Here is a 26,433-nt window from a genome sequence, read left to right as displayed (position 1 = left end):
CGCGGCGCGCAGCCCCGTTGCGGACGCGGCTGCCACCCCGGAGTCGTACGCTGGAACCCCGGCCCGTCTGACGTGTCGGGCCCTTCGCGTTGCCCCCTGGCAGCAGCCGGCTGTCAGACCTCGCCCTCGTTACCCGGACGGAAGCCCTTCATGAGCCTGCACGGTCTGCTGGATGTCGTCGTACATGACCCGGCGCTGTCCGAAGCGGTGAAGGCCGCCGGAGACGGCCACCGGATGCACATCGACCTGGTCGGCCCGCCCGCCTCGCGGCCCTTCGCCGTGGCGGCGCTGGCAAGGGACGCCGGGCGGACCGTGCTCGCCGTCACCGCGACCGGGCGCGAGGCCGAGGACCTGGCGGCCGCGCTGCGCACACTGCTGCCGCCGGACACGATCGCGGAGTTCCCGTCCTGGGAGACCCTGCCGCACGAGCGCCTGTCGCCCCGCTCCGACACCGTGGGCCGCCGGCTGGCCGTGCTGCGGCGCCTGGCGCACCCGAGGCAGGACGACCCGGAGACCGGTCCCGTCTCCGTCGTCGTCGCACCGATCCGTTCCGTGCTCCAGCCGCAGGTCAAGGGGCTCGGCGATCTGGAGCCCGTGGCGCTGCGGATCGGCCAGACCGCGGATCTCGGCAAGACCGTCGAGGCGCTTGCGGCAGCCGCGTACTCCCGGGTCGAACTGGTCGAGAAGCGCGGCGAGTTCGCGGTGCGCGGCGGCATTCTGGACGTCTTCCCGCCGACCGAGGAACACCCGTTGCGGGTGGAGTTCTGGGGCGACGACGTCGAGGAGATCCGCTACTTCAAGATCGCCGACCAGCGGTCGCTGGAGATCGCCGAGCACGGCCTGTGGGCGCCGCCCTGTCGTGAGCTGCTGCTGACCGACGAGGTCCGCGAGCGGGCCGCCGCGCTCGCCGAGGCCCACCCCGAGCTGGGTGAACTCCTCAACAAGATCGCCGAGGGCATCGCGGTCGAGGGCATGGAGTCCCTGGCCCCCGTCCTCGTCGACGACATGGAACTGCTGATCGACGTCCTGCCCAAGGGCTCGATGGCCGTCGTGTGCGACCCCGAGCGGGTCCGTACCCGGGCCGCCGACCTGGTCGCCACCAGCCAGGAGTTCCTGGAGGCGTCCTGGGCGGCCACCGCGGGCGGCGGCGAGGCCCCGATCGACGTCGGCGCGGCCTCGCTGCGCGGCATCGCGGACGTCCGCGACCGGGCCCGCGAGCTGAACATGATGTGGTGGTCCATCTCCCCGTTCGCCGCGGACGAGGATCTCGACGACGACACCCTCAAGCTCCGGATGCACGCCCCGGAGGCGTACCGCGGCGACACCGCCCGCGCGCTCGCCGACACCAAGGGCTGGCTGGCCGACGGCTGGCGCACGGTGTACGTCACCGAGGGCCAGGGACTCGCCTCCCGTACCGTCGAGGTGCTGAGCGGCGAAGGCATCCCGGCCCGCCTGGACGCGGACCTCGCGGAGATCTCCCCGTCCCTCGTCCATGTCTCCTGCGGCGCCATCGACCACGGCTTCGTCGACCACGAGCTCAGGATCGCCGTCCTCACCGAGACGGACCTGACCGGCCAGCGCACCGCGACCAAGGACCTGGGCCGGATGCCGGCCCGCCGCCGCAAGACCATCGACCCGCTGACGCTGGAGACGGGCGACTACATCGTCCACGAGCAGCACGGCGTCGGCCGCTACATCGAGATGGTGCAGCGCACGGTGCAGGGCGCCACCCGTGAGTACCTCCTCGTCGAGTACGCCCCCGCCAAGCGCGGCCAGCCCGGTGACCGGCTCTACATCCCGACCGACCAGCTGGAGCAGGTCACCAAGTACGTCGGCGGCGAGGCCCCGACCCTGCACCGGCTCGGCGGCGCCGACTGGACCAAGACGAAGGCGCGCGCCAAGAAGGCCGTCAAGGAGATCGCCGCCGACCTGATCAAGCTCTACTCCGCCCGGATGGCGGCACCCGGCCATGTCTTCGGCCCGGACACCCCGTGGCAGCGCGAGCTTGAGGACGCCTTCCCGTACGCGGAGACGCCCGACCAGCTCACCACCATCGCCGAGGTCAAGGAGGACATGGAGAAGTCCGTCCCCATGGACCGGCTGATCTGCGGCGACGTCGGCTACGGCAAGACGGAGATCGCGGTCCGGGCGGCCTTCAAGGCGGTCCAGGACGGCAAGCAGGTCGCCGTCCTCGTCCCCACGACCCTTCTCGTCCAGCAGCACTTCGGCACGTTCACCGAGCGCTACGCCCAGTTCCCCGTCAACGTACGGGCGCTGAGCCGCTTCCAGTCGGAGTCCGAGTCCAAGTCGACGATCGAAGGGCTCCGCGAGGGCTCCGTCGACCTGGTCATCGGTACCCACCGCCTCTTCTCCTCCGAGACGAAGTTCAAGGACCTGGGCCTGGTCATCGTCGACGAGGAGCAGCGGTTCGGCGTCGAGCACAAGGAGCAGCTGAAGAAGCTCCGCGCCAACGTGGACGTCCTCACCATGTCCGCGACGCCCATCCCCCGTACGCTCGAAATGGCGGTCACCGGCATCCGCGAGATGTCGACGATCACCACCCCGCCCGAGGAGCGCCACCCGGTCCTCACCTTCGTCGGGCCGTACGAGGAGAAGCAGATCGGCGCGGCCATCCGCCGCGAACTGCTCCGCGAGGGCCAGGCGTTCTACATCCACAACCGCGTCGAGTCGATCGACCGCGCCGCCGCCCGGCTGCGCGAGATCGTCCCCGAGGCGCGGATCGCGACGGCGCACGGCCAGATGTCCGAACAGGCCCTGGAACAGGTGGTGGTGGACTTCTGGGAGAAGAAGTTCGACGTCCTGGTCTCCACCACGATCGTCGAGTCAGGCATCGACATCTCCAACGCCAACACCCTGATCGTGGAGCGCGGCGACAACTTCGGCCTCTCCCAGCTCCACCAGCTGCGCGGCCGCGTCGGCCGTGGCCGCGACCGCGGCTACGCCTACTTCCTCTACCCGCCGGAGAAGCCGCTCACCGAGACGGCCCACGAGCGTCTTGCCACGATCGCCCAGCACACCGAGATGGGCGCGGGCATGTACGTGGCCATGAAGGACCTCGAGATCCGCGGCGCGGGCAACCTCCTGGGCGGCGAGCAGTCCGGCCACATCGCGGGCGTCGGTTTCGACCTGTACGTCCGCATGGTCGGCGAGGCGGTCGCGGACTACCGGGCCTCCCTCGAAGGCGGTGTGGAGGAGGAGCCGCCGCTGGAGGTCAAGATCGAGCTCCCGGTCGACGCTCACGTCCCGCACGACTACGCCCCCGGCGAGCGGCTGCGCCTCCAGGCCTACCGCTCGATCGCCTCGGCCTCCTCGGAGGAGGACATCAGGGCGGTGCGCGAGGAGCTCACCGACCGCTACGGCAAGCTCCCGGAGCCGGTCGAGAACCTTCTCCTGGTGGCCGGCCTGCGGATGCTGGCCCGCGCCTGCGGGGTCGGTGACATCGTGCTCCAGGGGTCGAACATCCGCTTCGCCCCGGTGGAGCTGCGCGAGTCGCAGGAGCTGCGCCTGAAGCGCCTCTACCCGAAGACGATCATCAAGCCGGCCCTGCACCAGATCCTGGTCCCGCGCCCCACCGGCGGCAAGATCGGCGGCAAGCCCGTGGTGGGACGTGAACTGCTGGCGTGGACGGGGGAGTTCCTGACGACGATCCTGGGGTCGTGAGGGTCGCCGGTGCTGGTGCTGGTGCCGGTGCCGGTGCGGCCGGGGCCTTGAAGACCAGCCATACGGTCTTGCCGACGACGTGATCGTCGACCCCGAAGTCGTCGGCAAGTGCGCTCACGAGGCGTAACCCGCGCCCCGAGCAGGCATCGTCGTCGGGGTGCTGGACCATCGGCTGACCGGGCCCGCTGTCGCGGACCTCCAACCGGACCAGCTCCTCGGCCCGGTGGAGGGCGACGCTGAACTCTCGGCCGGGTGGCGCGCCGTGCAGCAACGCATTGGTGGCGAGCTCCGAGACGCACAGCTCTATGTCCTCGACCAGGGGGCAGAGGTCCCACTCGTTGAGGACGCCGGTGACGAATTCGCGTGAGGCACCAACAGAGGTGCGCCTGCGGGGAAAGCGTCGTTGTTGCGACAGGGACACGGTGGTTCACCGCCTTGCTCGCGGGTCGTAACGTGGGCAAGACCTTACTGCTATTCCCGAAAAGCGGCAAGGTTTACTCTGTGGGAGTGCCCCCTGCGTCCCTTACGGTGTGATGCGGCAGGCTGGTCAGGGCATCGGTGCGGAGGAGAAGGACATGGGCGGCAGGGAATGGACCAGCACCTCGGTGCCGTATCTCGCCGCGCCTTCCGCGGCTCAAGGCGACGCGTGGACGGCGGAGGCCGCCGCAGAGGGGCGCCGGGGCAGCCAGCGCATCGTCCAGGCCGGCGAGGTAGAGGCTCCGGAGATGGTGGCGGAGCTGCTGGGGCTGCCCGCCGGGCAGAATGTGGTCACGCGCCGCAGGATCATGTATCTCGACGGTGAGCCGTGCGAGTTGACGGACACCTACTACCCCGTGGACATCGCGGGCGGAACCGGTCTGGCCGGGACTGCCAAGATCCCGGGCGGGGCGATCAGGCTTCTGGCGGACCTGGGTCACGTCGGCGACCGTGTGCGTGAGGACGTGACCGCGCGGGTGGCAACCGGGCATGAGCGGGAGCAACTGCTGCTGGATGCGGGGGAACCAGTACTGCAACTGACCCGGGTCACGTTGGACGACGCGGACCGGCCCATTCAGGCCGATGTCATGGTGATGCCTCCCCGACGCCAGAAGCTTCGGTACGAGATCAGGATCGGATGACTGTGCCCAGACCCGAAGCGGATGCCGTCGACCGCCGTTCACTGCACGAACGGATCGCGGCCGACCTCAGGGACCAGATCATGGGCGGGGACCTCGCTCCCGGTGCCAGTCTGCCGTCCACCGTGCAGCTCAAGAATCGGTTCAACGCCTCGAACGCAACCGTTCAGAAGGCGCTCCAGCTGCTCAAGGAAGAGCAGTTGGTGATCGGCAAGGCCGGTGCCTCGGTAACGGTCCGCGAGCATCGCCAACGAACCGTCCGCCCAGCCTCGTACATGGCTCCGGCGGGCTCGGGAGAGCCGTACCGATGGCTGACCGAGACTGCAAAGGAGGGCTCCCGCGCGCACAGCACACTCCTTGACGTCGTCGAGTGTGAGCCGCCCGCGGATGTCGCCGAAGCGCTTCGGCTGCCGAAGTCCGGCCTCGCGCTCCTGCGGCGCCAACTCCTCATGGTCGACGACGAACCCGTCGAACTCGTGACCTCGTACTACCCGCTGGAGATCGCCCGGGGGACGGCGATTGCGGAGGGCCGAAAGATCCCTGGCGGCACGCCGACCTTGCTCGCCGACCTGGGCTACCCACCCCGGCTCAGCGTGGACCGGGTGTCCGCACGGGTGCCCACGCAGGATCAGTACCAGGCGCTGCGGCTGCCCGGTGGGCTGCCGGTTCTGCGCACGCTGCGTGTCGTCTACAGCGAGGCCGAGCGGCCCATCGAGGCGACCGTCATGGTGAAGGCGGGCCATCTGTACGAGTTGCAATACGAGTTCACAGCCGCACACCGGTGACAGTCGGAACGGCCCGCACTCGAAGGCGCCGATGGCCGAGTTTGGTGTTCCACCTCCGGTGCTGCTGGTCAGGTGGGGGTTTCGAGTCCGGCCAGGAGGTAGGCGACGTCGAGTCCAGTGAGGAGGTACTGCTCGAAGGTCCGGTTGTTCAGGACCCAGGGTGATCGTCGCTGTCGGATGAGGCGGATCCCGGTGGCGGCGTCCTGGCCAAGCTCGATCAATGTCTGCGCGACAACAAGGGCGGAGCGGTTGTAGCCGGAGTGGCAGCGTACGAGAACGGTGCGGTCGTTCCGTACGGCCTCTGCGGCGATGACGGCCAGCCGCTGGACCGAGAGGAGGTGCTCGGCCGTGAGCGGGTTGTCGGGGATCTCGTTGATCAGATGCTCGACTCCGAGGGCCGGGCCATGGCCCGTTCTAGTGAACAGGCTGATGACCAGGTCGAATTGACCGTCGACTATCGCATTCTGCAGAGTGCCGTCGGGGTCGGCCCAGAAGTGTCCGCCAATCCATAACCGCGGCCTGACTTCGTTCCACGGTGCCTGTGGTTCGGGGGTGTCGCGATCTTTCTGGCGCGTCTTCACCGGCGCTCCTCTCCCAGAGGACCAACGACACGGTCAGGCGCCGGTGTTCCCGGTGACCCGCCGTGCAGTCGTCCTCGCGGATCGCGCCTCATCCTCCCGCGCCATCCGTGGGCACCTTCGGCGACGCGGTATCCGGGGCGGTCATCCCGCAGCCCGCCGCTGGGCCTTGACCCTCGGGTGATCAGTTACTGAGTGCCAGTCTGATGCCGAAGACTCCGATGACCGAGCCGGTGATCCGATCGAGCAGGCGGCGAGCCTGGGACTTGCGGAGCCAGCCATGCAGCACACGAGCGAAGCCGATGAGGACGGCAGACCAGAGCAGACCGATGAGGATGTGCACCGTGGTGAGCAGGAGACCCATGGTGAAGTGACTTGTGCCTGGGGGGATGAACTGGGGCAGGACGGCGACGTAGAAGGCGCCCATTTTCGGGTTCAGAAGGTTGGTGAGCGTTCCCTGCCGCCAGCCACCGGTGACCGAGTCCGTGCCGGCTGCCAGGGCGGGATCGTTTGCGTCCGACGTGGGCAGCTCCCGGAAGGTGTCCCGGAGCATGCGGGCCCCCATCCAGATCAGGTAGGCGGCGCCGATGAAGCGCAACGCGGTGTAGGCGAGGTGGGAGGCCGTGAGGAGTGCGGTCACTCCAAGCGAGGTGAACGCACCCCACAGCAGGGTGCCGGTCTGGATGCCGAGGACGACGCCCCAGGCTCTCCTGCGCCGGCCGAGAGCGGAGGTGCGCAAGATCAGCGCGGTATCGAGTCCGGGAGTCAGAGTGAGAAGCCCTACAACCAGGGCGAAGGACCACAGGGCGGTGCTTATTGCCATGGAATGCCAGGCTACCCCGCCGGGTCTACTGCTTCGCTTCCGGGTGCTCGGGAATTCGCGCCGGTGAGCTTCTGCTGCAAGGACACTCGCCCAAACCGGCGAACCCCACAACAAGATCAAGACGACGTGTTAATGATCTGCAGCCCCTTAGTCGATCGGGAAGCGATAGACCGTCGACTCCCGAGCCTGGAAGCCGAGGCGTTCGTACAGCCGGTTCGCCGCAGCACGATCCGGCCGGGAAGTGAGGTCCACCGTACGTGCGCCCGCCTCCCGGGCGATCCGCAAGGCCTCCTGGGTGAGGAGTGCGGCGACTCCGCGGCCTCGCGCCGCACTGTCGACGACGACGTCTTCGATGCGGGCCCGTGATCCGGACGGCAAGGGCAGGAGCACCAGAGTCAGGGTGCCGACGATCGCCTCGGACGTCCGGGCGACCAGCACGGTGTTGGCGTCCCACGTGACCATCCGGTCGATGGCCTCGTGATCCAGGGGCTTGGCCGTTGCCGACAGCTGCGGGAGCAGCCGGCCGAAGGCGTCGACGAGTTCCTGACTGACTTCCCGGATGATCTCTACGCGGACGTCCATGGCAGGAGCCTATCCATCGAGCAGGGCCGCGAAGGCGTACCGGCAGGGCGAGGTGCACGGGCGCGTGGCTGACCCGGGGCAGCCACCCACGACCGGCAGAGCCGTGCTCTAGCCTGCCGCTTCCTCGCCCATGGATTCTGTGCCCACGGCCTTCCGGATCTCCGGCTGATCCGCCGCCGCAGGCCGCTCGGCCCGTGCCGGGGAACGAAGAGTGCGCACCTGCGGAACCAGCAAGGCCCCCAAGGTCGCCGCAACGACCAGAGCGGCGCAGACGAACAGCATCCGGTCCGTACCCCATGCGTCAGCAGCCGGTCCCGCGGCCAGCAGGCCCAGCGGGGCGAACGCGAGCGAGCCGAACCAGTCGTACGAGCTCACCCGGGACAGTGCCTCCTCCGGCACTTCCCGCTGCATCGTGGTGGACCACAGCACGCCGAAGACGTCCGAGGAGACTCCCGACCCGAACATCGCCACCGCGATGAGCCACACCGGAGCCCCGAGCCCCAACAGCACGATCGGCACGGCCGACGGCAGCAGGGCCAGAACCGCCACCAGGATCGGCCGCTCGACCCGCACCCTGGCCGCCAGGCCCGCGCCCGCGACCGCTCCGAGGGCTTGTGCGGCGACGATCACCGCCCAGGCGCGCGCGCCACCGAGGTGGTTCTCGGCCGCCAGCGGGCCCAGCACGCCGACCACGGCCCAGAGCCACTGCCGGGAGGAGAACTCCCGCCATCCTTCCCGGAGGTCCGCCCAGCCGGAGGACTGCTTCCGTGGACGTTCACCGATCGTCAGCAATGACGTCAGCACCGCACTGATCAGGAAGGAGAGGGCATTCAACGTCAGGGCCCAGCCGGCCCCCAGCCAGGCCACCGTGACACCGGACAGGGCCAAGCCCAGCAGCAGCGAGACGTTCGTAGCCACGCGCAGCGATCCGTTGGCCTGTTGGAGCTGCTCGGCCGGTACGACCAGGGGGACCATCCCGTCCATCGCCGGGGCGAACAGTGCGGTCGCCGTGCCCGCGGCCACAGCCAGCACGCACATCAACAGCAACGGGGCATGGCCGGCCAGGATCATGACCGCCAGTCCGCCGTACGCCACAGCGCCGACCACGTCGGCCAGCACCATCAGCCGGGAGCGGGACATCCGGTCCGCGATCACGCCGCCCAGCAGGACGAGAGCCAGCTGCGGCACCGCCTGACAGGCCAGGACCAACGACAACCGGCCCCGGACCGGCGCCCGGCAGGGCCAGCACGGCGAACGCCAGCGCCACGCGGGCGAAGCCGTTGCCCAGGACCGAGACGGCGCGCGCGGAGGCCAGGAGTGCGAACTGCTGGTTCCGCCACAGCGACGGCCGGGCCGATTCGATGGACATGGCGGTGGACTCTACGACTCCACCGCTCCGCCACACGTCTGATCAGGCCAGAACAGGGAGGCCGCCGACCAGTGCCAGGGAGGCGCCCGGCCCTCGGCGCCCCGCCGGAGCCGGGCTCTCCGACGTCCGAAACGCGCCCCTCACCCCTCGCCGGTCACTCGGCGGCAGGACTCTTCGGATCGTCGAACAGCAGGTCCGCGAGCGATCTGAACACCTCCTCCGGGTCCCGGTCGCCCACCGCCCCGCTCAGGTTGCCGCTGAGCAGCAGGGTGGCGAAGCCGTGGGCCAGGGACCAGGCGGCCACACCGGCGAGGCGGGCGTCGTCGCCGCGTCCGGCGGCGGGGAGTTCGGTGACGCCTGCGCGCAGCTCCTCCGACGCCCGCTCCTTCGCCGCGAGCAGGTTCGGATCGTCGGCGCGGCAGAGGTCGGGCTGGAACATCACCTGGAAGTGGGCCGGGTGTTCGGCCGCGAACCGTACGTACCGTACGCCCCGCTCCCGCAGGTCCGGCGCGTCGGCCAGGGCGGCGGCGAAGAGTTCGTAGCCCTCGGTGGCGATGGTGGTGAGCAGGCCGGTGCGGTCCTTGAAGTGGTGGGCGGGCGCGGCGTGGGAGACGCCTGCCCTGCGGGCCAGGTCGCGCAGACTCAGTGCGGCGGGGCCCTCGGTGCGGATGACGTCGAGGGCGGCGCCGAGGACGGCCCGCCGCAGGTCGCCGTGGTGGTAGGTGCGGTCGCTGCTCATGACAGCAGATTACGCGGAATCTAGTCATTGACAAGTTTGCGGAGCGAGGTGCACTCTGGGGATCTAGTCAGTGGCAAGATGAAGTGGGATCGGGGAAGGCGGAGACATGTCCGACGAGCTGGGTCGCGTACGGCAGATGTGGCACCTGTTGGAGCCCCTGCACGCTGTTCTCTACTACGCGCCGGAGGCCTTCGAGGAGGCCTCGGCGCTCGGATACGCCGTGGACGAGCGCTGGCCGAGCTACTTCGCCTGGCGGGCGGCGCCGCTCGGGGAGGCGGGGGCCCGGGCCGGCCGGGTCGCGGAGACCTTCTACAGCTTCAGCCCGCGGATGGTGGGCGCGTACGTCCCGGCCGTCTGGTCCGTCGCCTCGCCGGACGCCGTGCTCGCCGCCCGGCGCCGGGCCGTCGACCGCACGTACCGGACGCTGCTGGGGGAGGCGGCCGCCGCTCCGGAGACGGCCGAGGCCGCCGCGCTCGTGCGACGCGTCGCGGAGGCCGCCGACACGACGGACCGCCCGCTCGCCGCGGCCAACGCCGCACTGCCCTGGCCGGACGAACCGCACCTCGCGCTCTGGCAGGCGGCGACCGTCCTGCGCGAACACCGCGGCGACGGAAACCTCGCGGCGCTCGCCGACGCGGAGCTGGACCCGGTCGAGGCGCTGGTTTCGTTCGCTGCCGTCGGTGCGGCGCGCCCGGAGGTTTTCGCGAGCCGGCGATGGAGCGACGAGGAGTGGTCGCAGGCCCGTGAACGACTGCTCAAGCGGGGGCTGTTGGCGGACGACGGCGCGGCCACGGAGACGGGCAGGGCGCTGCGTGCCGAGGTCGAGCGGCGTACGGACGAGGCGGCGGCCGCCCCGTGGCGGGCGCTGGGGGATGAGGAACGGGAGCGGCTCGTGGAGCTGCTGGGGCCGTTGTGGGTGGCGGTGATCGGCTCCGGACTGCTGCCGTCGGAGACGACGCTGGGCATCGGCAAGGTGTGATTCCGGACGCATCCGGAGTGAGCGGATGCCATGAACACGCCCCGGCGGGGAAGACGTCCGTAGGATTCCCGAGTTGGTTCGGCTTTCTCCCCGTCAGGACGGCTTCGAGTGATATCTCCCCGCGATTGTCGAGTGATCGTGCCCGCCCTGGGCGTGGTGGCGGTGCTGGCCCTGACCGGCTGTGACCCCGAGCAGGTGTCCTCCGGTACCGGCAGCTCGAACGGTGGCGGCCCGTCCGTCACCGGCTTCGGCGCAAGCCCGCTGCACAACCCCGACGGTACGAAGCCGGGCCTCGCCCCCCTCACCTCCGACGCGGACCGGGCGGCGGCCCGGAAGGTCATCGAGAAGGTGGCGACCAAGGGGCGCGGACCCAAGACCGGATACGAGAGGGACAAGTTCGGGTACGCCTGGAAGGACTCGGTCGACGGCATCCCGCTCTCGCGGAACGGCTGCGACACGCGAAACGACCTGCTGGCTCGCGACGGCAAGGACATCGCGCTCCGCTCGGGTTCCGACTGTGTGGTCGTCGCCATGACGCTCAAGGACCCGTACACCGGCTCGACCATCGAGTGGCGCAAGCAGCAGGCCACCAAGGTCCAGATCGACCACGTCATGCCGCTCTCGTACGACTGGCAGATGGGCGCCGCCCGCTGGAACGACGCCAAGCGGCAGCGGATCGCCAATGACCCGCTCAACCTCATCCCGGTCGACGGACCGACCAACGGTTCCAAGAGCGATTCCGGTCCGGCGTCCTGGCTGCCGCCGAACAAGCAGATCCGGTGCTCGTACTCGCTTCGGTTCGCCCAGGTCTCTCTCAAGTACGAGCTGCCGGTGACTGCGGCGGACAAGCAGATGATGCTGCGGCAGTGCGGAGCCTGAAGGGGCCGGGAAGTCCGGAGACGGTCTGCTGAACGTGCCTGGGTACGTTCGGGCCATGGTTGGTCGATGACTGGCGGATGGACCGGAGGCGTTGAGGCTGTCGGACCTTCCCGGGGCCCAACGGCTGTCCCTTCCCCTCGGCATGACCCGCTGGGCAAGATGACCGGGGATGAGTGGGACCGGCTGTTGGGCCGGCTGCGTCCGGTGGACTGGCGGCGGGCACATCGCAAGGCCAACTCTGCGTGTCGCGGGCCGGTGGTCCGGCGGCACGGCCTGCGATGTCGCCATCGGTGTGGAGCCCTGGTCCTGCCCCGCCACGTCAGTTCGGCCGAGGGGACTGCCAGACGCCGGCCCGGGCCGCTTCGGCGGCGCTCCGGGCGGCGGTGTCCGCGTCGTCCTCGGTGAGCGCGCGGCCGGTGTTGAGCAGGGCGTAGTACAGGGGCGCGGAGACGGCGCCGATGACGGCGTGGGGGTCGGTGCCGTCGGGGAGTTCGCCGCGGTCGATGGCGTCGGTGACGCAGCCCGACCATTCGGCGATGCGCACCTCGTAGAAGTGGTGGAGGGCCTCGGCTGCCTGGTCGTCGCAGAGGGAGGCGGCGATCAGGGCCTTGAAGAGGCGGCCCTGGCGGGGATCGGTGAGGGTCTTGACGACGAGGCGGGCGTTGGCGGTGAGGTCGTCGTCGAGGGTGCCGGTGTCGGCGCGGGGGAGGGAGGTCGCGGCCATGTCGCTGAGGAGGTCGGCGGCCAGCGCGCCGGGGGTGCCCCAGCGGCGGTAGACGGTGGTCTTGCCGACGTCGGCGCGGCGGGCGATCTCGGTGAGGTCGAGGGAGGCGAAGCCGTCGGTGGCGAGGGTGTCGCCGGCCGCCTTGAGTACGGCTTCGCGGACCCGGGCGGTGCGGCCGCCGGGACGCACGGTGCCGACAGGGGCCGGGGGAGTGGCCGGGGCCGTCTGGTTGCCGGCCGGCGGGGTGGCCGGGGGTGTGGGCATGGCGATCTCCTTCTGATGTTTCTCACGGCGCCTGATTTCTCACGGCGCCACTCCATCTTATCGGGACTAGGGTTCCCATTGGCGAGCCGCAGTGCTACTTTCATGGCGTAACGGAACGGCAGGCCCATTAGGGGTTGCGGTTCTGAAGCCCATGCCGCCCTGCCCTCCCGTGCCCCGCCGTGCCGGCGAGCGGCGGGAAGAAAGGAATTCCTGTCATGTCTATGACTAAGGCGAACTCGGGGGCTGTCCCCGGGAAGCAGCGCCCGTCCCGGCCCGTCCCCACCCCCCGGGCGACCGCCCCGGAAAATCAACCGCAGCGCCTGACCGGCCGGTTGAAGCTGATCCTGACGGTGCTGCTGGTGGCCCAGTTCATGCTGGCCGTCGACTTCTCGATCCTGAACGTCGCGCTCCCTGCGATCGGCGACGGCCTCGGGTTCTCCCTTTCCAACCTGCAGTGGATCGCGACGGCGTTCGCGCTCAGCGCGGCCGGCTTCACCCTCTTCTTCGGGCGGATCGGCGACCTGATCGGCCGCAAGAAGATCTTCATCGGGAGCCTGGTGCTGCTGGGCGCCTCGTCCCTCGTCGGCGGGCTGGCCACCACTCCCGAGATGCTCCTGATCGCCCGCGTCGCCCAGGGCCTGGCCACCGCCGCTGCCACCCCGGCAGGGCTCTCCCTCCTCACCACGATCTTTCCCGAGGGTCCGCTCCGTCAGAAGGCGCTCGGCATCAACGGGGCTCTGATGTCCGCCGGGTTCACCGCCGGTGCGATCCTCGGCGGCGTCCTGACCGACCTGCTCTCCTGGCGCTGGGCGTTCTTCATCAACGTCCCCGTGGCGCTGGCCGTCGTCCTCATCGCACCTGCCGTCATCAAGGAGTCCAAGCCCGCCACCCGCCCCAAGCTCGACCTGCCCGGCGCGCTCGCCGTCACCGGCGGACTGCTCGCCCTGGTCTACGGCCTCACCCAGGCCGGCGAACACGGCTGGGGCAACGCCCACGCCGTCACCGGTCTCGTCGGCGGCGCCGCGCTCCTCGCCGCCTTCTTCCTGATCGAGCGCAAGGTCGCCGAGCCACTTGTCCCGCTCAAGACCCTGGGCCGCCGCAACGTCGCCTGGGGCAACGTGCTGGGCATGCTCGCCTTCGTCACCGAGACCTCGCTCGTCTACCTCCTCACCCTCTACCTGCAGAAGACGCTGGACTTCTCGCCGCTCACCGCCGGGATCTCCTTCGGCGTCCTGGGCATCGGCACCGTTGCCGGCGGACTGCTCGCCCCCAAGGTCATCGCAAGGACCTCCACCCTGACCGCCCTGATCGCCGGCGGCATCATCCAGACGGTCTTCACCGCCTCACTGCTCTTCCTCGGTACGACGACCGGCACCGCCCTCGCCCTGCTCCTGCCCGCCACCTTCTTCGGCGGCATCGGCAACATGCTCGTCATCGTCGGCTTCATGGTCACCGCCACCAGCGGTCTGCCCGACAAGGAACAGGGCCTGGCCACCGGGCTCGCCTCGATGTCCCAGCAGGTAGGCATCACCCTCGGCACCCCGATCATGTCGACGGTCGTCACGGCGACCACCGCCGGTGCCGCCTCCGCCTCCGCCATCCACCACGGCGTCACCGTCGCCATCGCCGTCAACGCCGCCCTCGTCGCCCTCGGGGTCGTCATCGCGGCGCTCTTCCTCCGTAACAAGAAGCCCGAGGACGCCCTCGCAGGCGCCAACGAAAAGTGGCAGGACGCCCCCGCTGTGGCGAACGAGAAGTCGCAGGACGCCCCCGCTGTCGCGCAGAACGCCTGACGGCAGGCCCCGCCGTGCGCGCAGGGCCCCGCCCCCGGCACCACCGGCGGCGGAGGCGGGCCCGGCGCGCTCCGCCGCCGCCTCCCCCTCCCGATCACCCTCCACCCCGCTCCCGGAAGGAACCTCCCCGATGAACACGACCAACGCGCGCCGGCGGACCAGCCCGGCCCAGTGGACCGACGTGACGATCCCGGGAGGACGGCCCGTCCGCGCCCGTCTGCACTCCCCGGCCGGCACCGGGCGCACGGGCCGTGGCGGGTGGCTGGTGTGGGCGCACGGAGGGAGCTGGCAGCGGGGATCGGCGGCCGAATGGCACCCCGTCACACAGCGGCTGGCCGAGCTCTCCGGGTGGCGGGTGCTGAGCGTCGACTACCGGCTCGCCCCTGCCCACCGCCATCCCGCCGCCCTGGAGGACGTTCTCACCGTTCTCGACTGGGCCCGGAGCCGGGCGGGCGCCGAGGCGGTACCGGTGGCAGTCGGCGGGGACAGCGCCGGCGGCACGTTGGCCGCGGCGGCCGCCCTGGCCACCCGCGACCACCGGGGCGCGGACCCGGATCGGGCGCCGCTGGCCGCCCAGTTGCTCGCCTACCCGCCCCTCGACCCGGCCTGTTCCGGGGCCAGCCACCGACGCGACCCGGCGGCCTTCCCTCAACCCGCCGACCTGCGCCGCGCCTGGCGGGCTCTGCGCGGCACCGCGTCCCCGGCCCCCACGGCCGGTGGCCGGGTCCTGTACTCCACCCCGCTCGACGCCCCCGACCTGCGCGGACTGCCACCCACCGTGCTGGCAGTCGGCGGACTGGACCCGGTCGCGGACGACGTCCTCGCCTACGCCGCCCGGCTGCGTACCGCCGCCGTCCCCGTCGATCTCGTCCACCCGCCCGGCACCGCCCACGCCGACCTCCTGCACTCCGACAGCAAGCTCCTTCCCGCACTCGCCGGACGTCTGCGCACCGTCACCACCGGCGCAGCCCGTACCTGAAGCAGCAGCCCGTACCGAAGCAAAGGACACCCCGCGATGACCACCACAGCTGCCCCTTCCGCCGTCCCCGCACCGCTTGAGGCCCTCGTACGCCACTTCGCCGACCTGCGTGAAGGCACCCACGCCGGACACGCCGACCGGCCGTCCAAGGAGACAGCGTTCGGTGAGGCCGCCGAGCTCCTCGACGCCCCCGCCCGCCAGGTCCTCGCCGAGTTCGACACCCACCTGCTGCTGGGCACCGGAACGATCCGCGCCACCGGCCTGCGCCCCGACCAGTACGGAGGCCACTTCGCCGCCTGGCGTCTGACCTGGCCCGAACAGCGCCGCGCCGGGATCGCCGCCCTCACCCTGCACGCCCACTACGGCGCCGGCTTCCACCACCCGCACCTGCGCGGCGCGACCGTCGCCGAGTGGCCGCTCAACGTCTTCACCCCCGCGCAGGCCGCCGAACTCGTCCCCACCTTCCGCGCCATCGTCGCCGCCGACCTGCACAACCTCGTCTTCCAGCGCGACTGGCGCATCGTCCCCGTCCTCCGCGACCACGGTCACCACCCCCACCCCCACCCCGACCCCGATCAGCCGACGACCACGGTCGCCGATGCCGCCGCACCCACCCCGAACGAGGTCCAGCCGCGATGACCACCCACCCCGTCCCCGCCGGCACCGCCCACGGCGACCCGGCCACGATCCGGCTCTCCGTCCTGGACCAGTCCCCGATCGGGGAGGGCCAGTCCGCTGCCGACGCACTGCGCACCACCGTCACGCTCGCCCAGTACGCCGAAGCCCTCGGCTACCACCGTTACTGGCTGGCCGAGCACCACGAATCCCGCTCCTTCGCCGGCACCGCACCCGAAGTCCTGACCGGACTGCTGCTGCAGAGCACCGCGCGCCTGCGGGTCGGCACGGGCGGCATCCTGCTGCCCCGGTACCACCCCGACAAGGCCGCCGAGACGATGACGCTGCTGCGCCGGCTGCACCCCGGCCGCGTGGATGTCGGCATCGCCCGCGGCGGCGGCCCGTCCGCCGACTTCGGCGACAGGCTCCAGCGCCTGTACCAACGCCTCACGGAACCGGGCACGGGTGCGACCGCCGATGCCGGAGAACCGGTGGGCAACCTGTGGCTGCTCGGCGCGGGCGGCTCCACCGCCCCGCTGGCCGGCAGTCTCGGCGCGGGCTACGCCTTCGGCCACTTCTTCGCTCCGAGGAACGGCCCCACGGCCGTCGCCGAGTACCGGCGACACCTGCGCGCCGGGAGCAGTCCGTCGACCGTCCTGGCCGTCCGCGCCGTCACCGCCGAGGATCCTCGCCACGCCGCAGCCCTGGCCCAGGCCATGCTGCTGTGGCGTGCCCGCAAGGACCTCGGCCACGACGGCCCGATCCCCACGCCGACCACGGCGGCCCGTCACATCTGGACCCCGGAGGAACGCGCCCAGGCCGCCATGCACCGGCCGACGATCCTCCACGGCACCCCGGAGCAGCTCCACGTCCACCTCGCTTCCCTGGCCCGTGCGCACCGGGCCACCGAGATCATGATCAACACCCTCGCCGCGTCCCCCGAGGACCGGATGGCGTCCTACGAGCTCCTGGCCGCGCGCTTCCGTACCGCGTTACCGCAGATGATTCCGGCGCTGACGTGAACCCGCAGGCGGCGCTCCCGGTACCGGGCCGCCTCTGCTTACGATGCGGGCGAGCGCGGCACGCGCAGAGTGCCGCCGCATCCGGAAGAAGCACCCATGGACGACATGGTCGCCCGCATCCACGCAAAGCTGTCCGCAGCGTGCCCGGAGCCGGTCCCGCGGCCGAGGACCTTCGTGCGGGCGCCCGGTGGCCGACGGCTGGGTCTCCCGCTCGGCGAGCAGCGCGTGGCCGCCTTCGAGGCGGTCCACGGCATCCGTCTTCCCTCCGCGTATCGCACGTTCCTGCGTGAGGTCGGCGACGGAGGCATCGGCCCGGACTGCGGCCTTGAGCCGCTGACGCGCTGGAACATCCGTGACATCCCTGACGCCCGTCAGCGCCTGGGGACGACTTTCGCGCTGGGGCCGACCGGCTGTGTGCCCGAGGAGTGGGCGCGTCTCTGTGCCGATCAGGAGGATCCGTACGGGGGAACCCGTCCCGTCGTCCAACGGGGCGGCCTGGAGGTGACCTTGCTGGTCATCACCGGGCCCGCCCGGGGCCGACTCCTCGACGCCGACCTCGGGAACACTGCCGTACCCCCGGTGTTCCATCCCGCGCCGGACTTTCTCCGCTGGTACGAGCACTGGCTGGACGGATTGCCGCAGGGGAGGCTTGCCCCTGACTTCCGTGGTCAGTCCCGGGGCAGCGACGAGGAACTCATCGACCAACTGGCCGGTTCGGATTCCTCCTGCGAGCGGCTTGCCGCTGCCTACACCCTGGGTAGTCGTCCCCCGCTCGGCAGCCGGGCCCGGGACGTGTTGCTCGCCGCCCTCGCCGGCGACCCCGTCCGCGGTGTCCGCATGGAGGCGGCGAAGACCCTGGCGGACGTGTACACAGGGGTGGCCGACGCACTCGCGCGGGCGCTGGGGGATCCCGATCACTGGGTCAGGCGGCGGGCCCTGGTCCATCTGCTGCGGGTCACCGACGATGAGCCCGCCTACGGCTCCGCGGCCCGCGCCCTCCTGCGCGACGAGAACCCGAACGTCAGGATGGCGGCGGCCGACCTCCTCGGCCGCGCCGGCTGGGCCTCGTAGCGGCCGGTGCGGGGCGGGGAGAATGCACGAACGGAACCCGCCCCGGGGCGGGTTCCGTGGTGTCGTGCGTGCGGGTGCTTCGGCGCGGGTCAGAGCTTCAGGTCCCACTGGGTCGCTTCGTACGTGAAGCCGGGGTTGACCTCGACGGTCAGGTTCTTGGCGTCCGCGGGGGCGTCGAAGGCGTAGAGGACGGTGACCTTCTTGCCCGGCAGGACCGTGCCGCTGAAGCCCTCGCCGACCTTGCCGTCGAAGATCTGCTCGGCGTCGACCCCGTCCTGCCCGGCGCGCGCCTCGACGCTGACGAGCGCGGAGTCGAACTTCTCCTTGCCCGCGTTCTCGATGACGACGGCGACGCGGTAGGCCTTGTTGCCCTTGGTGTGACCGGCAGCGAAAGAGCCCGCGGAGTACGAGGTCGCGTCGCCGACCGTGACAGTGAGGTCGTCGTCGTACACCGCTGAGTCGCCGGCCTCCAGGGCCTCGGCGATGTCCTCCTTCTTGGCCTCGTCGTTCTTCCCCTTGGCCTCGGGGCTCGCGTCGTCCGCGTTCTTGCCGGTGTCCCCGCCCGCCTTCGGCTTCGCGGAGGCCGTGGTGTCCGACACCGCCTTGTTGAGGTCGCTCACCGCGTCGTCGACCGCCTTGAACGTGATCACGGCGCCGACCACCGAGAGGATCATCGCGATCAGGCCGAGGACCGCGCCGAACGTGGCCATGTTCTTGTTCGTCGCCTCGCCCCTCTTGGCGCGGCCCCGGCCCACCAGGCCCAGGATCAGCGCGATCAGACCGAGGGTGCCTGCGAGCCAGAAGAGGAACGGGATCAGACCCGAGACGGCGCCGATGAGGCCGAGGACCAGCGCCGCGATGCCGAGCCCGTTGCGTGCGGGGCGCAGGCCAGGCGTCTGGGTGGGGACGTACGGCTGCTGCGGCTGCTGCTGGGGGGACTGCGGGGACTGCGGCGGCTGGGTGAACTGGGACATGGCTGTGCCCTTCGGCAAGTGCGGAGTTGAGTGGTGAGCGGTTCCACGCGCCGCCTTGTGCAGCGACAGGTCAATGACACCATTTCCTGTGAACCGAGTCAACGTGGTTCACAGGGTTTTGGGGAGTGTGAGCCGTGAACCGGTGATGTGAACAGATCGGTATGCTCGCCGACACAGCAGTGCACACGGACGGGCCAGCAGCGGTACGAGCACCAGGGAGACAGCAAGTGCCGGAGAACGCGACAGAGGTGACCGCCGCAGGGATCGCCCGGCTGGCAGGGGTGGGGCGCGCCGCCGTGAGTAACTGGCGCCGCCGTCACGCCGACTTCCCCAAGCCCGTCGGAGGTACCGAGACAAGCCCGTCGTTCGCCCTGCCCGAGGTCGAGCAGTGGCTGCGTGACCAGGGGAAACTCGCCGAGGTGCCGCTCCGTGAACGCGTCTGGCAGCAGTTGGCCGGACACCCGGCAGGCGCCGTCCCGGCCCTGTTCCACGTCGGATGCGCCCTGCTCCTCGTGCGGGAGAGTCCCTCCGCCTGGCGGGAGATCACGGGGGTGTCCGACGAACGGATGGCGGGCGTGCTCTCCCTCGCGCTGAACGAGGTGCTCACCGCCCGGTTCGGACCGGCCGCCGAGACCGGGCGCGCGGTTCACAGCCCGGACCGCTCCGAACTCCTGCCGTCCGTCCCGCTGCTGCGGGGCGCCGCCGAGCTCGCTGACACGGCGGGCGTCCGGGAGACCTTCGAGTTCCTGCTCGGGCGTCAGCTCGACGCCAACCCGCGCCAGTACACACTCACCCCGCCCGGTCTTGCCGAACTGATGGCCGCGCTGGCGGACACCGGCGGCCGGCCCCTGCGCACGGTGCTCGACCCGGCGGCGGGCACCGGGGCCCTGCTGGGTGCTGTCTCGCAGCCGGGCGCGCTGTACGTGCAGGAGAACGACCCGGACCTGGCGGCACTCACCGCACTCCGCCTCGCCCTGCACGCCGATTCCACCGAGTGCACGCTCACCGTGCGCACCGGTGACACCCTGCGCGCCGATGCCTTCCCCGGCCTCACCGTCGATGCGGTGCTCTGCCATCCGCCGTTCAACGAGCGCAACTGGGGCCACGACGAGCTCGCCTACGACCCGCGCTGGGAGTACGGCTTCCCCGCCCGTACGGAGTCCGAACTCGCCTGGGTGCAGCATGCGCTGGCCCATCTGCACGAGGGTGGCACCGCGGTCCTGCTGATGCCGCCCGCCGCCGCGTCGCGCCGTTCCGGCCGACGTATCCGCGCCGATCTGCTGCGGCGCGGTGCCTTGCGGGCCGTCATCGCGCTCCCGGCCGGCGCCGCACCCCCGTACGGCATCCCGCTCCACCTCTGGGTCCTGCGCAAGCCGGACGCGGGGCCGCACCACTCGCCCGAACTGCTCCTGGTCGACACCACCGAGCCCACCGAACAGGCCTCCTCCCAGAGCGGCCGCGACCGGCTCGACTGGCCGGCCCTGCACGCCGCCGTGCTCGACGCCTGGCAGCCGTTCAGCGGTGAGAGCGGTGAGACCGGTGGGACCGGTGAGACCGGGAAAACCGCTGGGGCGGGGCGAACCGGCGCGACAAGGGCCGGGCACGGGAGCCTCGCGAACGGTGAGAACAGCCGCTTCCGGCTCGGCACCAGCCGCGTCGTCCCGGTCATCGAACTCCTCGACGACGATGTCGACCTGGCCCCCGCCCGCCATCTGCCCGCCGCAGCCGCGGCGGACGGGCCCGCCGAGCTGATCGACGTAAGGGAACGGCTCACGAAGAGTCTGGGCCTCGCGGACAGCCTGACCCCGCCGCCCGTGGAGGTCTCCGCCCCCGCCCGCTGGCCGCTCACCACGGTCGGCGAACTGGCCAGGGCCGGCGCCCTCCAGCTCCGCACCGGCGGATCCGGTACCGGCACGGGCCCCGTGCTCACCGAGCACGACGTCCTCGGCTCCGCCGCCCCCTCGGGGAGCCTGCCCGCCGACGGACCGCACGAGGAACCCGTGCTCGTCGAACCGGGCGACGTCGTCGTCCCCGTCCTCGGCGGCGGCTCCGTCGCCCGCGTCATCGACGACGCCACTGCGGGCGCCGCGCTCGGCCGCAACCTCCAGCTGCTGCGCCCCGATCCGGCCGCACTCGACCCCTGGTTCCTCGCCGGCTTCCTGCGTGGCACCGCCAACAACCGCCAGGCCAGCAGCTACGCCTCCACCGCGACCCGGCTCGACGCCCGCCGCCTCCAACTGCCCCGGCTGCCGCTGGCCGAGCAGCAGCGGTACGGCGAACGCTTCCGCACCCTGGCCGCGTTCGAGGACGCCCTACGCCTCGCCGGCCAACTCGGCGGACGGCTCGTCCAGGGGATGTACGACGGACTGACGGACGGAACGGTCACGCCGAAGTGAGCGGAACCACAACGGTTCCGTACAACCCGGGGCCCCTTGTCGGTGTCGCCCTTTACGCTCGGTTCTGCGCGCACGCCCAGCTGCGCGCGGACGTCCCATGACCAGGTATCCAGGAGCAGCCATGTACGCCCCGGGCCAGCCGCCGACGGCGCCGCGCAGAGTCCCCAGCAGGGCCTGGATCGTGTCGATGCGCGTGCTGTTCACCGTGCTCTCGGTGTGTTCCTTGGGCCTGCTCCTGTGGGCTCCCCTGCTGCGCCTTGCGATCGTGCGCCGCAGAGCCTTCGACTGGTGGGTGACCGGGGCCGGCTTCGCTTTCGTCTGCGTGCTGCTGCCGATCATCGGAAGGGACGGCGGCGACACCGATCCCCACGGAGTCGACAACGTCCTCATACCGCTGCTGCTGCTCGCCATGGTGGGTGCCCCCGTGCACTACATCGTCGCCGACATCCGCCACTACGCGCAGCTGACGCGGCAGAACGTGAGGAGCGGCCCCATGCCACCGGTGCCGGGCTACGCATACGCGCCCACGGTGCCCATGCAGACACCCGCACGGCCACTCGGACAGCCCCCGGCCCCGCAGCACTACGCACCGCAGCCCTATGCCCCGCCGCAGTACCAACAGCCCCACCCCACGCCTCAGCCCCACCCCGCGCCCCGGCCCGCGCCCCCCACCCACCAGCCGCAGCCGCCCACCTCCCAGCCGCACCCCACGCCCCACCCCCAGCGCCTCGACCAGGTCCGCGCCGAGCTCGACGAGCTGAGCGACTACCTCCGTAAGGAGGAGGGCCGGTGAGCGGTCGCCTCATCGGCGGGCGGTACGAGCTGGCGACGATCCTCGGCCAAGGCGGCATGGGCCAGGTCTGGACGGCCTACGACCAGCGCCTGGACCGCCGGGTCGCGGTCAAGCTGCTGCGCCCCGACCGGGTCACCGGCCCCATCGGCAGCGACGCAGCGGGCGAGCTGCGCCGCCGCTTCGTCCGCGAGTGCCGGGTCACCGCGCAGGTCGACCACCCCGGCCTCGTCACCGTCCACGACGCCGGCAGCGACGGCGACGAACTGTTCCTCGTCATGCAGTACGTCGAGGGCGCCGACCTCGGCGACCATCTCGCCGAGCACGATCCGTACCCCTGGCAGTGGGCCGTCGCAGTCGCCGCCCAGCTCTGCGCCGTCCTGTGCGCCGTGCACGCGGTGCCGATCGTCCACCGGGACCTCAAGCCCCGCAATCTGATGGTGCGCCCGGACGGCACCGTCGTCGTGCTCGACCTCGGCGTCGCCTCCGTCCTGGACACCGACACCACCCGCCTCACCCACACCGGCTCGCCGATCGGCTCCCCGGCCTACATGGCCCCCGAACAGGCCATGGGCGGTGCCGTCGGCCCGTACACCGACCTGTACGCCCTCGGCGTACTCCTGCACGAACTCCTCAGCGGAGACGTGCCGTTCGCAGGCTCCACCGCCCTCGGCGTGCTGCACCGCCACCTCTACGAGCCGCCGGCCCCCGTCCGCACGATCCGCCCCGACATCCCCGAACCGCTCGAAGCCCTCGTCCTGCGCCTGCTCGCCAAGGACCCGCAGCACCGCCCGGCCAGCGCCCAGGAGGTGTACGAACACCTCGCCCCCCTGCTGCCCACCAGGAACACAGGGCACCCCTCGGGCCCGCTCGACCCGACCCGCCCCTTCCTGCGCCCGCACGCCCCGTGGCCCGACCGCGCCACTACCCCACCCGCCGACCGGCCCGCTCCGATGCCTGCCCGGCCGGATGTCGCGGCCGCCGTCGACGAGGTCAAGAGGCTGCTGGGCGAAGGCCGGATCACCCAGGCCGTCGACATGCTCGGCGGCATCCTCCCGGCCGCCGCCGAGCAGCACGGCGAGGGCTCCCCGGTCGTCCGCATCCTGCGCAAGCAGTACGCGGCAACACTGATGGACGACGGCCAGTACCGCCGCGCCCTGCCCGAACTGCGCCGGCTGGCCGACGACCGGGCCGCGGAGGCCGGCCCGGCCGACCTCCAGACCCTGCAGTTCCGGTACGAAGCCGCACAGTGCCTGGAACAGCTCGGCGAACCCGCCGCCGCACTCGCCGAGTACCGCGCGGTCCTCCCGTACTACGAGAACCAGTACGCGACGAACAACGACCCGGCACGCTCGTACGAGATCCGCCACCGCATCTGCCAGCTCCTGCTGGCCCTCGGCGACCACACGGGCGCCCGCGGCCAGCTCCAGGCACTGCTGTACGATACCGAGCGGATGTACGGCCCGCACCACCCGCTGCCCGTCGAACTGCGCCGGCAACTGGAGCGCCAGCTGAAGGTCAGGGGCGGCTGAACCGCCCCCGGACCGAGAAATGGGACGAACGATGAGCGGTATGCCGCCGAGTGAAGAGCGCCGGGCCCTCCGGGCGGCACTGGCAGGAGTGGAGAAGGCCGAGTTCGGCGAGGTCGACATCGAGGCAGCCTGCGCGGCCTACGAGCGGGCCGGCTACCAAGTCACCCCTGCGCTTCGGGAGTTCCTGGGAAACTACGGCGAGATCGTCGTCGGCCGGACAGCACCGAGAACGGGCGAGGAGCTTGTCCTGACGATCTCCGTCGAGGAGGCGATGGGCGTCTATCCACTGAACGTACGCAGTTACTCCCGTCAGCTCGGAATGCCTGCGGTGCCGATCGGAATCGCCCTGGTGACCGAGGAGAACGTGCTGCTGGCAGCGAACGGCGACATCATCTTCGCCGGTGACGCCGGGATGCAGCGCATCGGAAACGGGTTCGCTGCGGCGGTGGAGGCATTCGTCACCAGCACCTGGGACAAGACCTTCTTCTGAGCAGAGTCCGTGCCCGCCATGAGCCACGCTCGTACGGACACGACAGGCTCGCATCGAAACGACGTGAGAGGTGACCGTGGCTGTTCTGATCGACCACCTGGAGGCACGTCTGGGCCGACTGGCCGGAGCGTGGTCGGTCAGGGACGGCGCTCCCGAAGGCGCGGCGCAGGTGGGCTGGTTCACTGGTGGTGTCTTCGAGGACATCCAGTCCTGTGCCACCACCACCCTGCACCGGACGCACCTCGTCTCACCCACCACCGGGGAGCCCCAGCACCTGGAACTGCTCGGCTGCGGCCGCCCCCTTGCCGGGGACGAGTACGGCCCGTTTCCAGGAGTGCTGGAGTGGGTGGCGGAGCGCCTGGCGACCACCGGGCGAGCGGTCCTTCGCGGGGACGTCGTGCCCTTGCCGATGCCGTTGACCCCGGGCGGTTCCCTGACCGCGCTGTACGCGGCCATGCCGGTCTGCTTCGACGACTCCTTCTTCTCCGTCACGTTGGAGAACGGGACGCATGTGTCCGTGGTGTGGCTGGTGCCGCTGCACGGCATCGAGGCGGAGTACGTGGAGAAGCACGGCTGGCCGGACTTCGAGGGCGAACTGACGAAGCAGAACCCCGACCTGTTCGACCTCGGCCGCCCGCAGATGAGCCTGTAGAACCCGACGCCCGCGCGGCGCTCCGGCCCGTGCAAGGAGAAGCGTCTGGCGGAGGGGGACCAGGGGACCCGAGGCCGGCCGGGGCGGGGAGCCGTCCGGCGCCGAGCACCGCCGTCCGTGACACCGCGCGTGCGGCCTCACCCGACCGGGCTCCGGGGCCAGTTCACCCAAACGTCGCCCCCAGGCCACACCCGCCATCCGCTCCCGACACTTTGACCGGCTGATGTACATTCGTGCTGATCTCCCTGGTGGTGCCCTGCTTCAACGAGGAAGAGATCCTCGAACGCTTCCATGAACGCGTGACGGATGAGCTGACCCGCCTCGGTCATGCGTTCCAGATCGTCTACGTGGACGACGGAAGTGCGGACCGGACCCTGCCGATCCTCCAGGAGCTGGCAGCCGCCGACCCCCGCGCTCGCTACGTCTCCTTCAGCCGCAACTTCGGCAAGGAGGCCGCCATGCTGGCCGGTCTCCAGCACGCCGAGGGCGACGCCGTCGTCATCATGGACGCCGACCTCCAGCACCCGCCGGAACTCGTCGGCCGCATGCTGCAGGAGCACGCACAGGGCTACGACCAGGTGATCGCCCGCCGCACCCGCAAGGGCGACCGCGTCACCCGCACCCTCACCGCCCGCGCCTACTACTGGCTCATCAACCGCCTCGTCGACGTCGAACTCGTCGACGGAGTCGGCGACTTCCGGCTGCTGTCACGGCGGGCCGCCGACGCCGTACTCGAACTCACCGAGTACAACCGCTTCTCCAAGGGCCTCTTCGCCTGGGTCGGCTTCCCCACCTCGACATTCAGCTACGAGAACGCCGTCCGGGAACAGGGACGCTCCGCCTGGACCTTCGGCAAGCTCCTGAACTACGGCCTCGACGGACTCCTCTCCTTCAACAACAAGCCACTGCGCGCCGCGCTCTATCTCGGCATGCTGCTGATGTCCGTGGCCCTCGCCTACGCCGCCTGGATCGTCGGCGTCGCACTCGTGCAGGGCGTCGACACCCCCGGATACGTCACCCTGATCGTGGTCTTCACCGCCCTCGCCGGGGTCCAGATGGTGATGGTCGGGGTGGTCGGGGAGTACGTCGGCCGGATCTACTACGAGGTGAAGCGCCGCCCGCACTTCCTGGTGAAGGCCACCAACACCCAGGTCCGCAGGCCGGCACCGGAGCCGGAACCCCTGGAGTCCGTACGCCGATGACGGTCAAGGCACAACTGGCCCGCTTCGCCCTCGTGGGCGCCGTGAACACCGGCACGTACTACGGCTGCTACCTCGTCCTGCTGCACTGGCTGCCGTACATCGCCGCGCACGTGCTGGCCTTCACGCTCAGCATGACCGGCTCGTTCTTCCTCAACTCCTACTTCACCTACCGCACCCGGCCCACCTGGCGGAAGTTCCTGCTCTTCCCGCTCACCAACGCGGCCAACTTCGTCATCACCACCGGCGGCGTCTACCTGCTGGTCGACCTGGCCGGATTCAGCAGCCGGTACGCCCCACTGGTGGCGGCCGCAGCCGCCATCCCCATCACCTTCGTCGTCTCGCGCACGATCATGCTGCGGCCGGACACCCCGCCGAAACCGGTCGAACGGGTCGGCTGAG

General features: G+C 70.9%; 24 protein-coding genes and 2 pseudogenes. 18 read left to right on the top strand and 8 right to left on the bottom strand.

Annotated elements, in window-relative coordinates; genetic code table 11:
• The first annotated feature begins 150 nt into the window (after positions 1-150).
• Positions 151-3,681 (top strand): transcription-repair coupling factor, encoded by a 3,531-nt coding sequence (gene mfd, locus SH922_RS15930; RefSeq protein ID WP_393058615.1) that lies wholly within the window; start codon positions 151-153, stop codon positions 3,679-3,681.
• 31 nt (positions 3,682-3,712) lie between these two features.
• Here mfd and SH922_RS15925 read toward each other — a convergent pair.
• A pseudogene (locus SH922_RS15925) lies at positions 3,713-4,102 on the bottom strand (ATP-binding protein); the annotation flags it as partial.
• A 154-nt stretch (positions 4,103-4,256) separates the two neighbouring features.
• On the opposite strand from SH922_RS15925, the gene SH922_RS15920 reads away from it, so the two are divergent.
• Together SH922_RS15920 and SH922_RS15915 are read left to right on the top strand one after the other, a co-directional pair.
• On the top strand, positions 4,257-4,799 hold the full coding sequence (locus SH922_RS15920; RefSeq protein ID WP_393063583.1) for a GntR family transcriptional regulator: 543 nt from the start codon (positions 4,257-4,259) through the stop codon (positions 4,797-4,799).
• On the top strand, positions 4,796-5,581 hold the full coding sequence (locus tag SH922_RS15915; RefSeq protein WP_393058614.1) for a GntR family transcriptional regulator: 786 nt from the start codon (positions 4,796-4,798) through the stop codon (positions 5,579-5,581). Before SH922_RS15920 ends, SH922_RS15915 begins: the two co-directional genes overlap by 4 nt.
• A 68-nt stretch (positions 5,582-5,649) precedes the next feature.
• Here the strand turns inward: SH922_RS15915 and SH922_RS15910 are convergent, their stop codons facing one another.
• Positions 5,650-6,162, bottom strand: a complete 513-nt coding sequence (locus SH922_RS15910; protein WP_393058613.1) for a protein phosphatase — start codon at positions 6,160-6,162, stop codon at positions 5,650-5,652.
• A gap of 49 nt (positions 6,163-6,211) precedes the next feature.
• Here SH922_RS15910 and SH922_RS15905 point away from each other — a divergent pair.
• A pseudogene (locus SH922_RS15905) lies at positions 6,212-6,320 on the top strand (IS5/IS1182 family transposase); the annotation flags it as partial.
• A gap of 23 nt (positions 6,321-6,343) precedes the next feature.
• Here the strand turns inward: SH922_RS15905 and SH922_RS15900 are convergent.
• The 4 genes from SH922_RS15900 to SH922_RS15885 form a co-directional block, all read right to left on the bottom strand.
• Complete coding sequence (locus SH922_RS15900; RefSeq protein ID WP_393058612.1) at positions 6,344-6,982, bottom strand: LysE family translocator; 639 nt, start codon at positions 6,980-6,982, stop codon at positions 6,344-6,346.
• A gap of 147 nt (positions 6,983-7,129) precedes the next feature.
• On the bottom strand, positions 7,130-7,564 hold the full coding sequence (locus SH922_RS15895) for a GNAT family N-acetyltransferase (RefSeq protein ID WP_393058611.1): 435 nt from the start codon (positions 7,562-7,564) through the stop codon (positions 7,130-7,132).
• A gap of 108 nt (positions 7,565-7,672) precedes the next feature.
• Positions 7,673-8,752, bottom strand: coding sequence for an MFS transporter (locus SH922_RS15890; protein WP_393058610.1), 1,080 nt, complete (start codon positions 8,750-8,752; stop codon positions 7,673-7,675).
• A gap of 335 nt (positions 8,753-9,087) precedes the next feature.
• Complete coding sequence (locus SH922_RS15885) at positions 9,088-9,672, bottom strand: TetR/AcrR family transcriptional regulator (protein ID WP_393058609.1); 585 nt, start codon at positions 9,670-9,672, stop codon at positions 9,088-9,090.
• A 106-nt stretch (positions 9,673-9,778) separates the two neighbouring features.
• Here SH922_RS15885 and SH922_RS15880 point away from each other — a divergent pair, with 106 nt between their 5' ends.
• Complete coding sequence (locus SH922_RS15880) at positions 9,779-10,651, top strand: hypothetical protein (protein ID WP_393058608.1); 873 nt, start codon at positions 9,779-9,781, stop codon at positions 10,649-10,651.
• Positions 10,652-10,783: 132 nt separating this feature from the next.
• Positions 10,784-11,530, top strand: coding sequence for an HNH endonuclease family protein (locus SH922_RS15875; protein WP_393058607.1), 747 nt, complete (start codon positions 10,784-10,786; stop codon positions 11,528-11,530).
• Positions 11,531-11,849: 319 nt separating this feature from the next.
• Here SH922_RS15875 and SH922_RS15870 read toward each other — a convergent pair whose 3' ends face one another.
• The gene (locus tag SH922_RS15870) at positions 11,850-12,518 is read right to left on the bottom strand and encodes a TetR/AcrR family transcriptional regulator C-terminal ligand-binding domain-containing protein (protein ID WP_393058606.1); all 669 of its coding nucleotides are present in this window, start codon (positions 12,516-12,518) and stop codon (positions 11,850-11,852) included.
• Positions 12,519-12,739: 221 nt separating this feature from the next.
• Here SH922_RS15870 and SH922_RS15865 point away from each other — a divergent pair, with 221 nt between their 5' ends.
• From SH922_RS15865 to SH922_RS15845, 5 genes are all read left to right on the top strand, one after another.
• Positions 12,740-14,311, top strand: coding sequence for an MFS transporter (locus tag SH922_RS15865; RefSeq protein WP_393063582.1), 1,572 nt, complete (start codon positions 12,740-12,742; stop codon positions 14,309-14,311).
• A gap of 130 nt (positions 14,312-14,441) precedes the next feature.
• Positions 14,442-15,290, top strand: a complete 849-nt coding sequence (locus SH922_RS15860; RefSeq protein ID WP_393058605.1) for an alpha/beta hydrolase fold domain-containing protein — start codon at positions 14,442-14,444, stop codon at positions 15,288-15,290.
• A 36-nt stretch (positions 15,291-15,326) separates the two neighbouring features.
• Positions 15,327-15,929 carry a hypothetical protein gene (locus SH922_RS15855; protein WP_393058604.1) on the top strand — a complete coding sequence of 201 codons (603 nt, stop codon included), beginning with the start codon at positions 15,327-15,329 and terminating at the stop codon, positions 15,927-15,929.
• A complete protein-coding gene (locus SH922_RS15850) occupies positions 15,926-16,927 on the top strand; it encodes an MsnO8 family LLM class oxidoreductase (RefSeq protein ID WP_393058603.1) in 1,002 nt (333 codons plus the stop codon). Before SH922_RS15855 ends, SH922_RS15850 begins: the two co-directional genes overlap by 4 nt.
• Before the next feature lie 96 nt (positions 16,928-17,023).
• The gene (locus tag SH922_RS15845; protein ID WP_393058602.1) at positions 17,024-17,998 is read left to right on the top strand and encodes a HEAT repeat domain-containing protein; all 975 of its coding nucleotides are present in this window, start codon (positions 17,024-17,026) and stop codon (positions 17,996-17,998) included.
• An 89-nt stretch (positions 17,999-18,087) separates the two neighbouring features.
• Here the strand turns inward: SH922_RS15845 and SH922_RS15840 are convergent, their stop codons facing one another.
• Entirely contained in the window at positions 18,088-18,972 is an 885-nt protein-coding gene (locus SH922_RS15840; protein WP_393058601.1) for a DUF4190 domain-containing protein, read from the bottom strand.
• A gap of 227 nt (positions 18,973-19,199) precedes the next feature.
• Here SH922_RS15840 and SH922_RS15835 point away from each other — a divergent pair, with 227 nt between their 5' ends.
• The 7 genes from SH922_RS15835 (at position 19,200) to SH922_RS15805 (ending at position 26,432) form a co-directional block, all read left to right on the top strand.
• Positions 19,200-21,368 (top strand): N-6 DNA methylase, encoded by a 2,169-nt coding sequence (locus tag SH922_RS15835; protein WP_393058600.1) that lies wholly within the window; start codon positions 19,200-19,202, stop codon positions 21,366-21,368.
• Positions 21,369-21,489: 121 nt separating this feature from the next.
• Entirely contained in the window at positions 21,490-22,161 is a 672-nt protein-coding gene (locus tag SH922_RS15830; RefSeq protein WP_393058599.1) for a hypothetical protein, read from the top strand.
• The gene (locus SH922_RS15825) at positions 22,158-23,690 is read left to right on the top strand and encodes a protein kinase (RefSeq protein WP_393058598.1); all 1,533 of its coding nucleotides are present in this window, start codon (positions 22,158-22,160) and stop codon (positions 23,688-23,690) included. Before SH922_RS15830 ends, SH922_RS15825 begins: the two co-directional genes overlap by 4 nt.
• A gap of 40 nt (positions 23,691-23,730) precedes the next feature.
• Positions 23,731-24,180 carry an SUKH-3 domain-containing protein gene (locus tag SH922_RS15820; protein ID WP_393058597.1) on the top strand — a complete coding sequence of 150 codons (450 nt, stop codon included), beginning with the start codon at positions 23,731-23,733 and terminating at the stop codon, positions 24,178-24,180.
• 76 nt (positions 24,181-24,256) lie between these two features.
• Positions 24,257-24,832 carry a suppressor of fused domain protein gene (locus SH922_RS15815; protein ID WP_393058596.1) on the top strand — a complete coding sequence of 192 codons (576 nt, stop codon included), beginning with the start codon at positions 24,257-24,259 and terminating at the stop codon, positions 24,830-24,832.
• A gap of 233 nt (positions 24,833-25,065) precedes the next feature.
• Positions 25,066-26,034, top strand: coding sequence for a glycosyltransferase family 2 protein (locus SH922_RS15810; RefSeq protein ID WP_326736604.1), 969 nt, complete (start codon positions 25,066-25,068; stop codon positions 26,032-26,034).
• The gene (locus SH922_RS15805) at positions 26,031-26,432 is read left to right on the top strand and encodes a GtrA family protein (protein WP_327710767.1); all 402 of its coding nucleotides are present in this window, start codon (positions 26,031-26,033) and stop codon (positions 26,430-26,432) included. The genes SH922_RS15810 and SH922_RS15805 overlap by 4 nt, the downstream gene beginning before the upstream one ends.
• Position 26,433 lies beyond the last annotated feature (1 nt).

It is taken from the genome of Streptomyces sp. LN549, from assembly GCF_043203805.1.
In the GTDB taxonomy this organism is placed as follows: Bacteria; Actinomycetota; Actinomycetes; order Streptomycetales; family Streptomycetaceae; genus Streptomyces.
The sequence above is the reverse complement of the archived record's forward strand: the minus strand, read 5'-3'. Positions and strand labels throughout refer to the sequence as shown.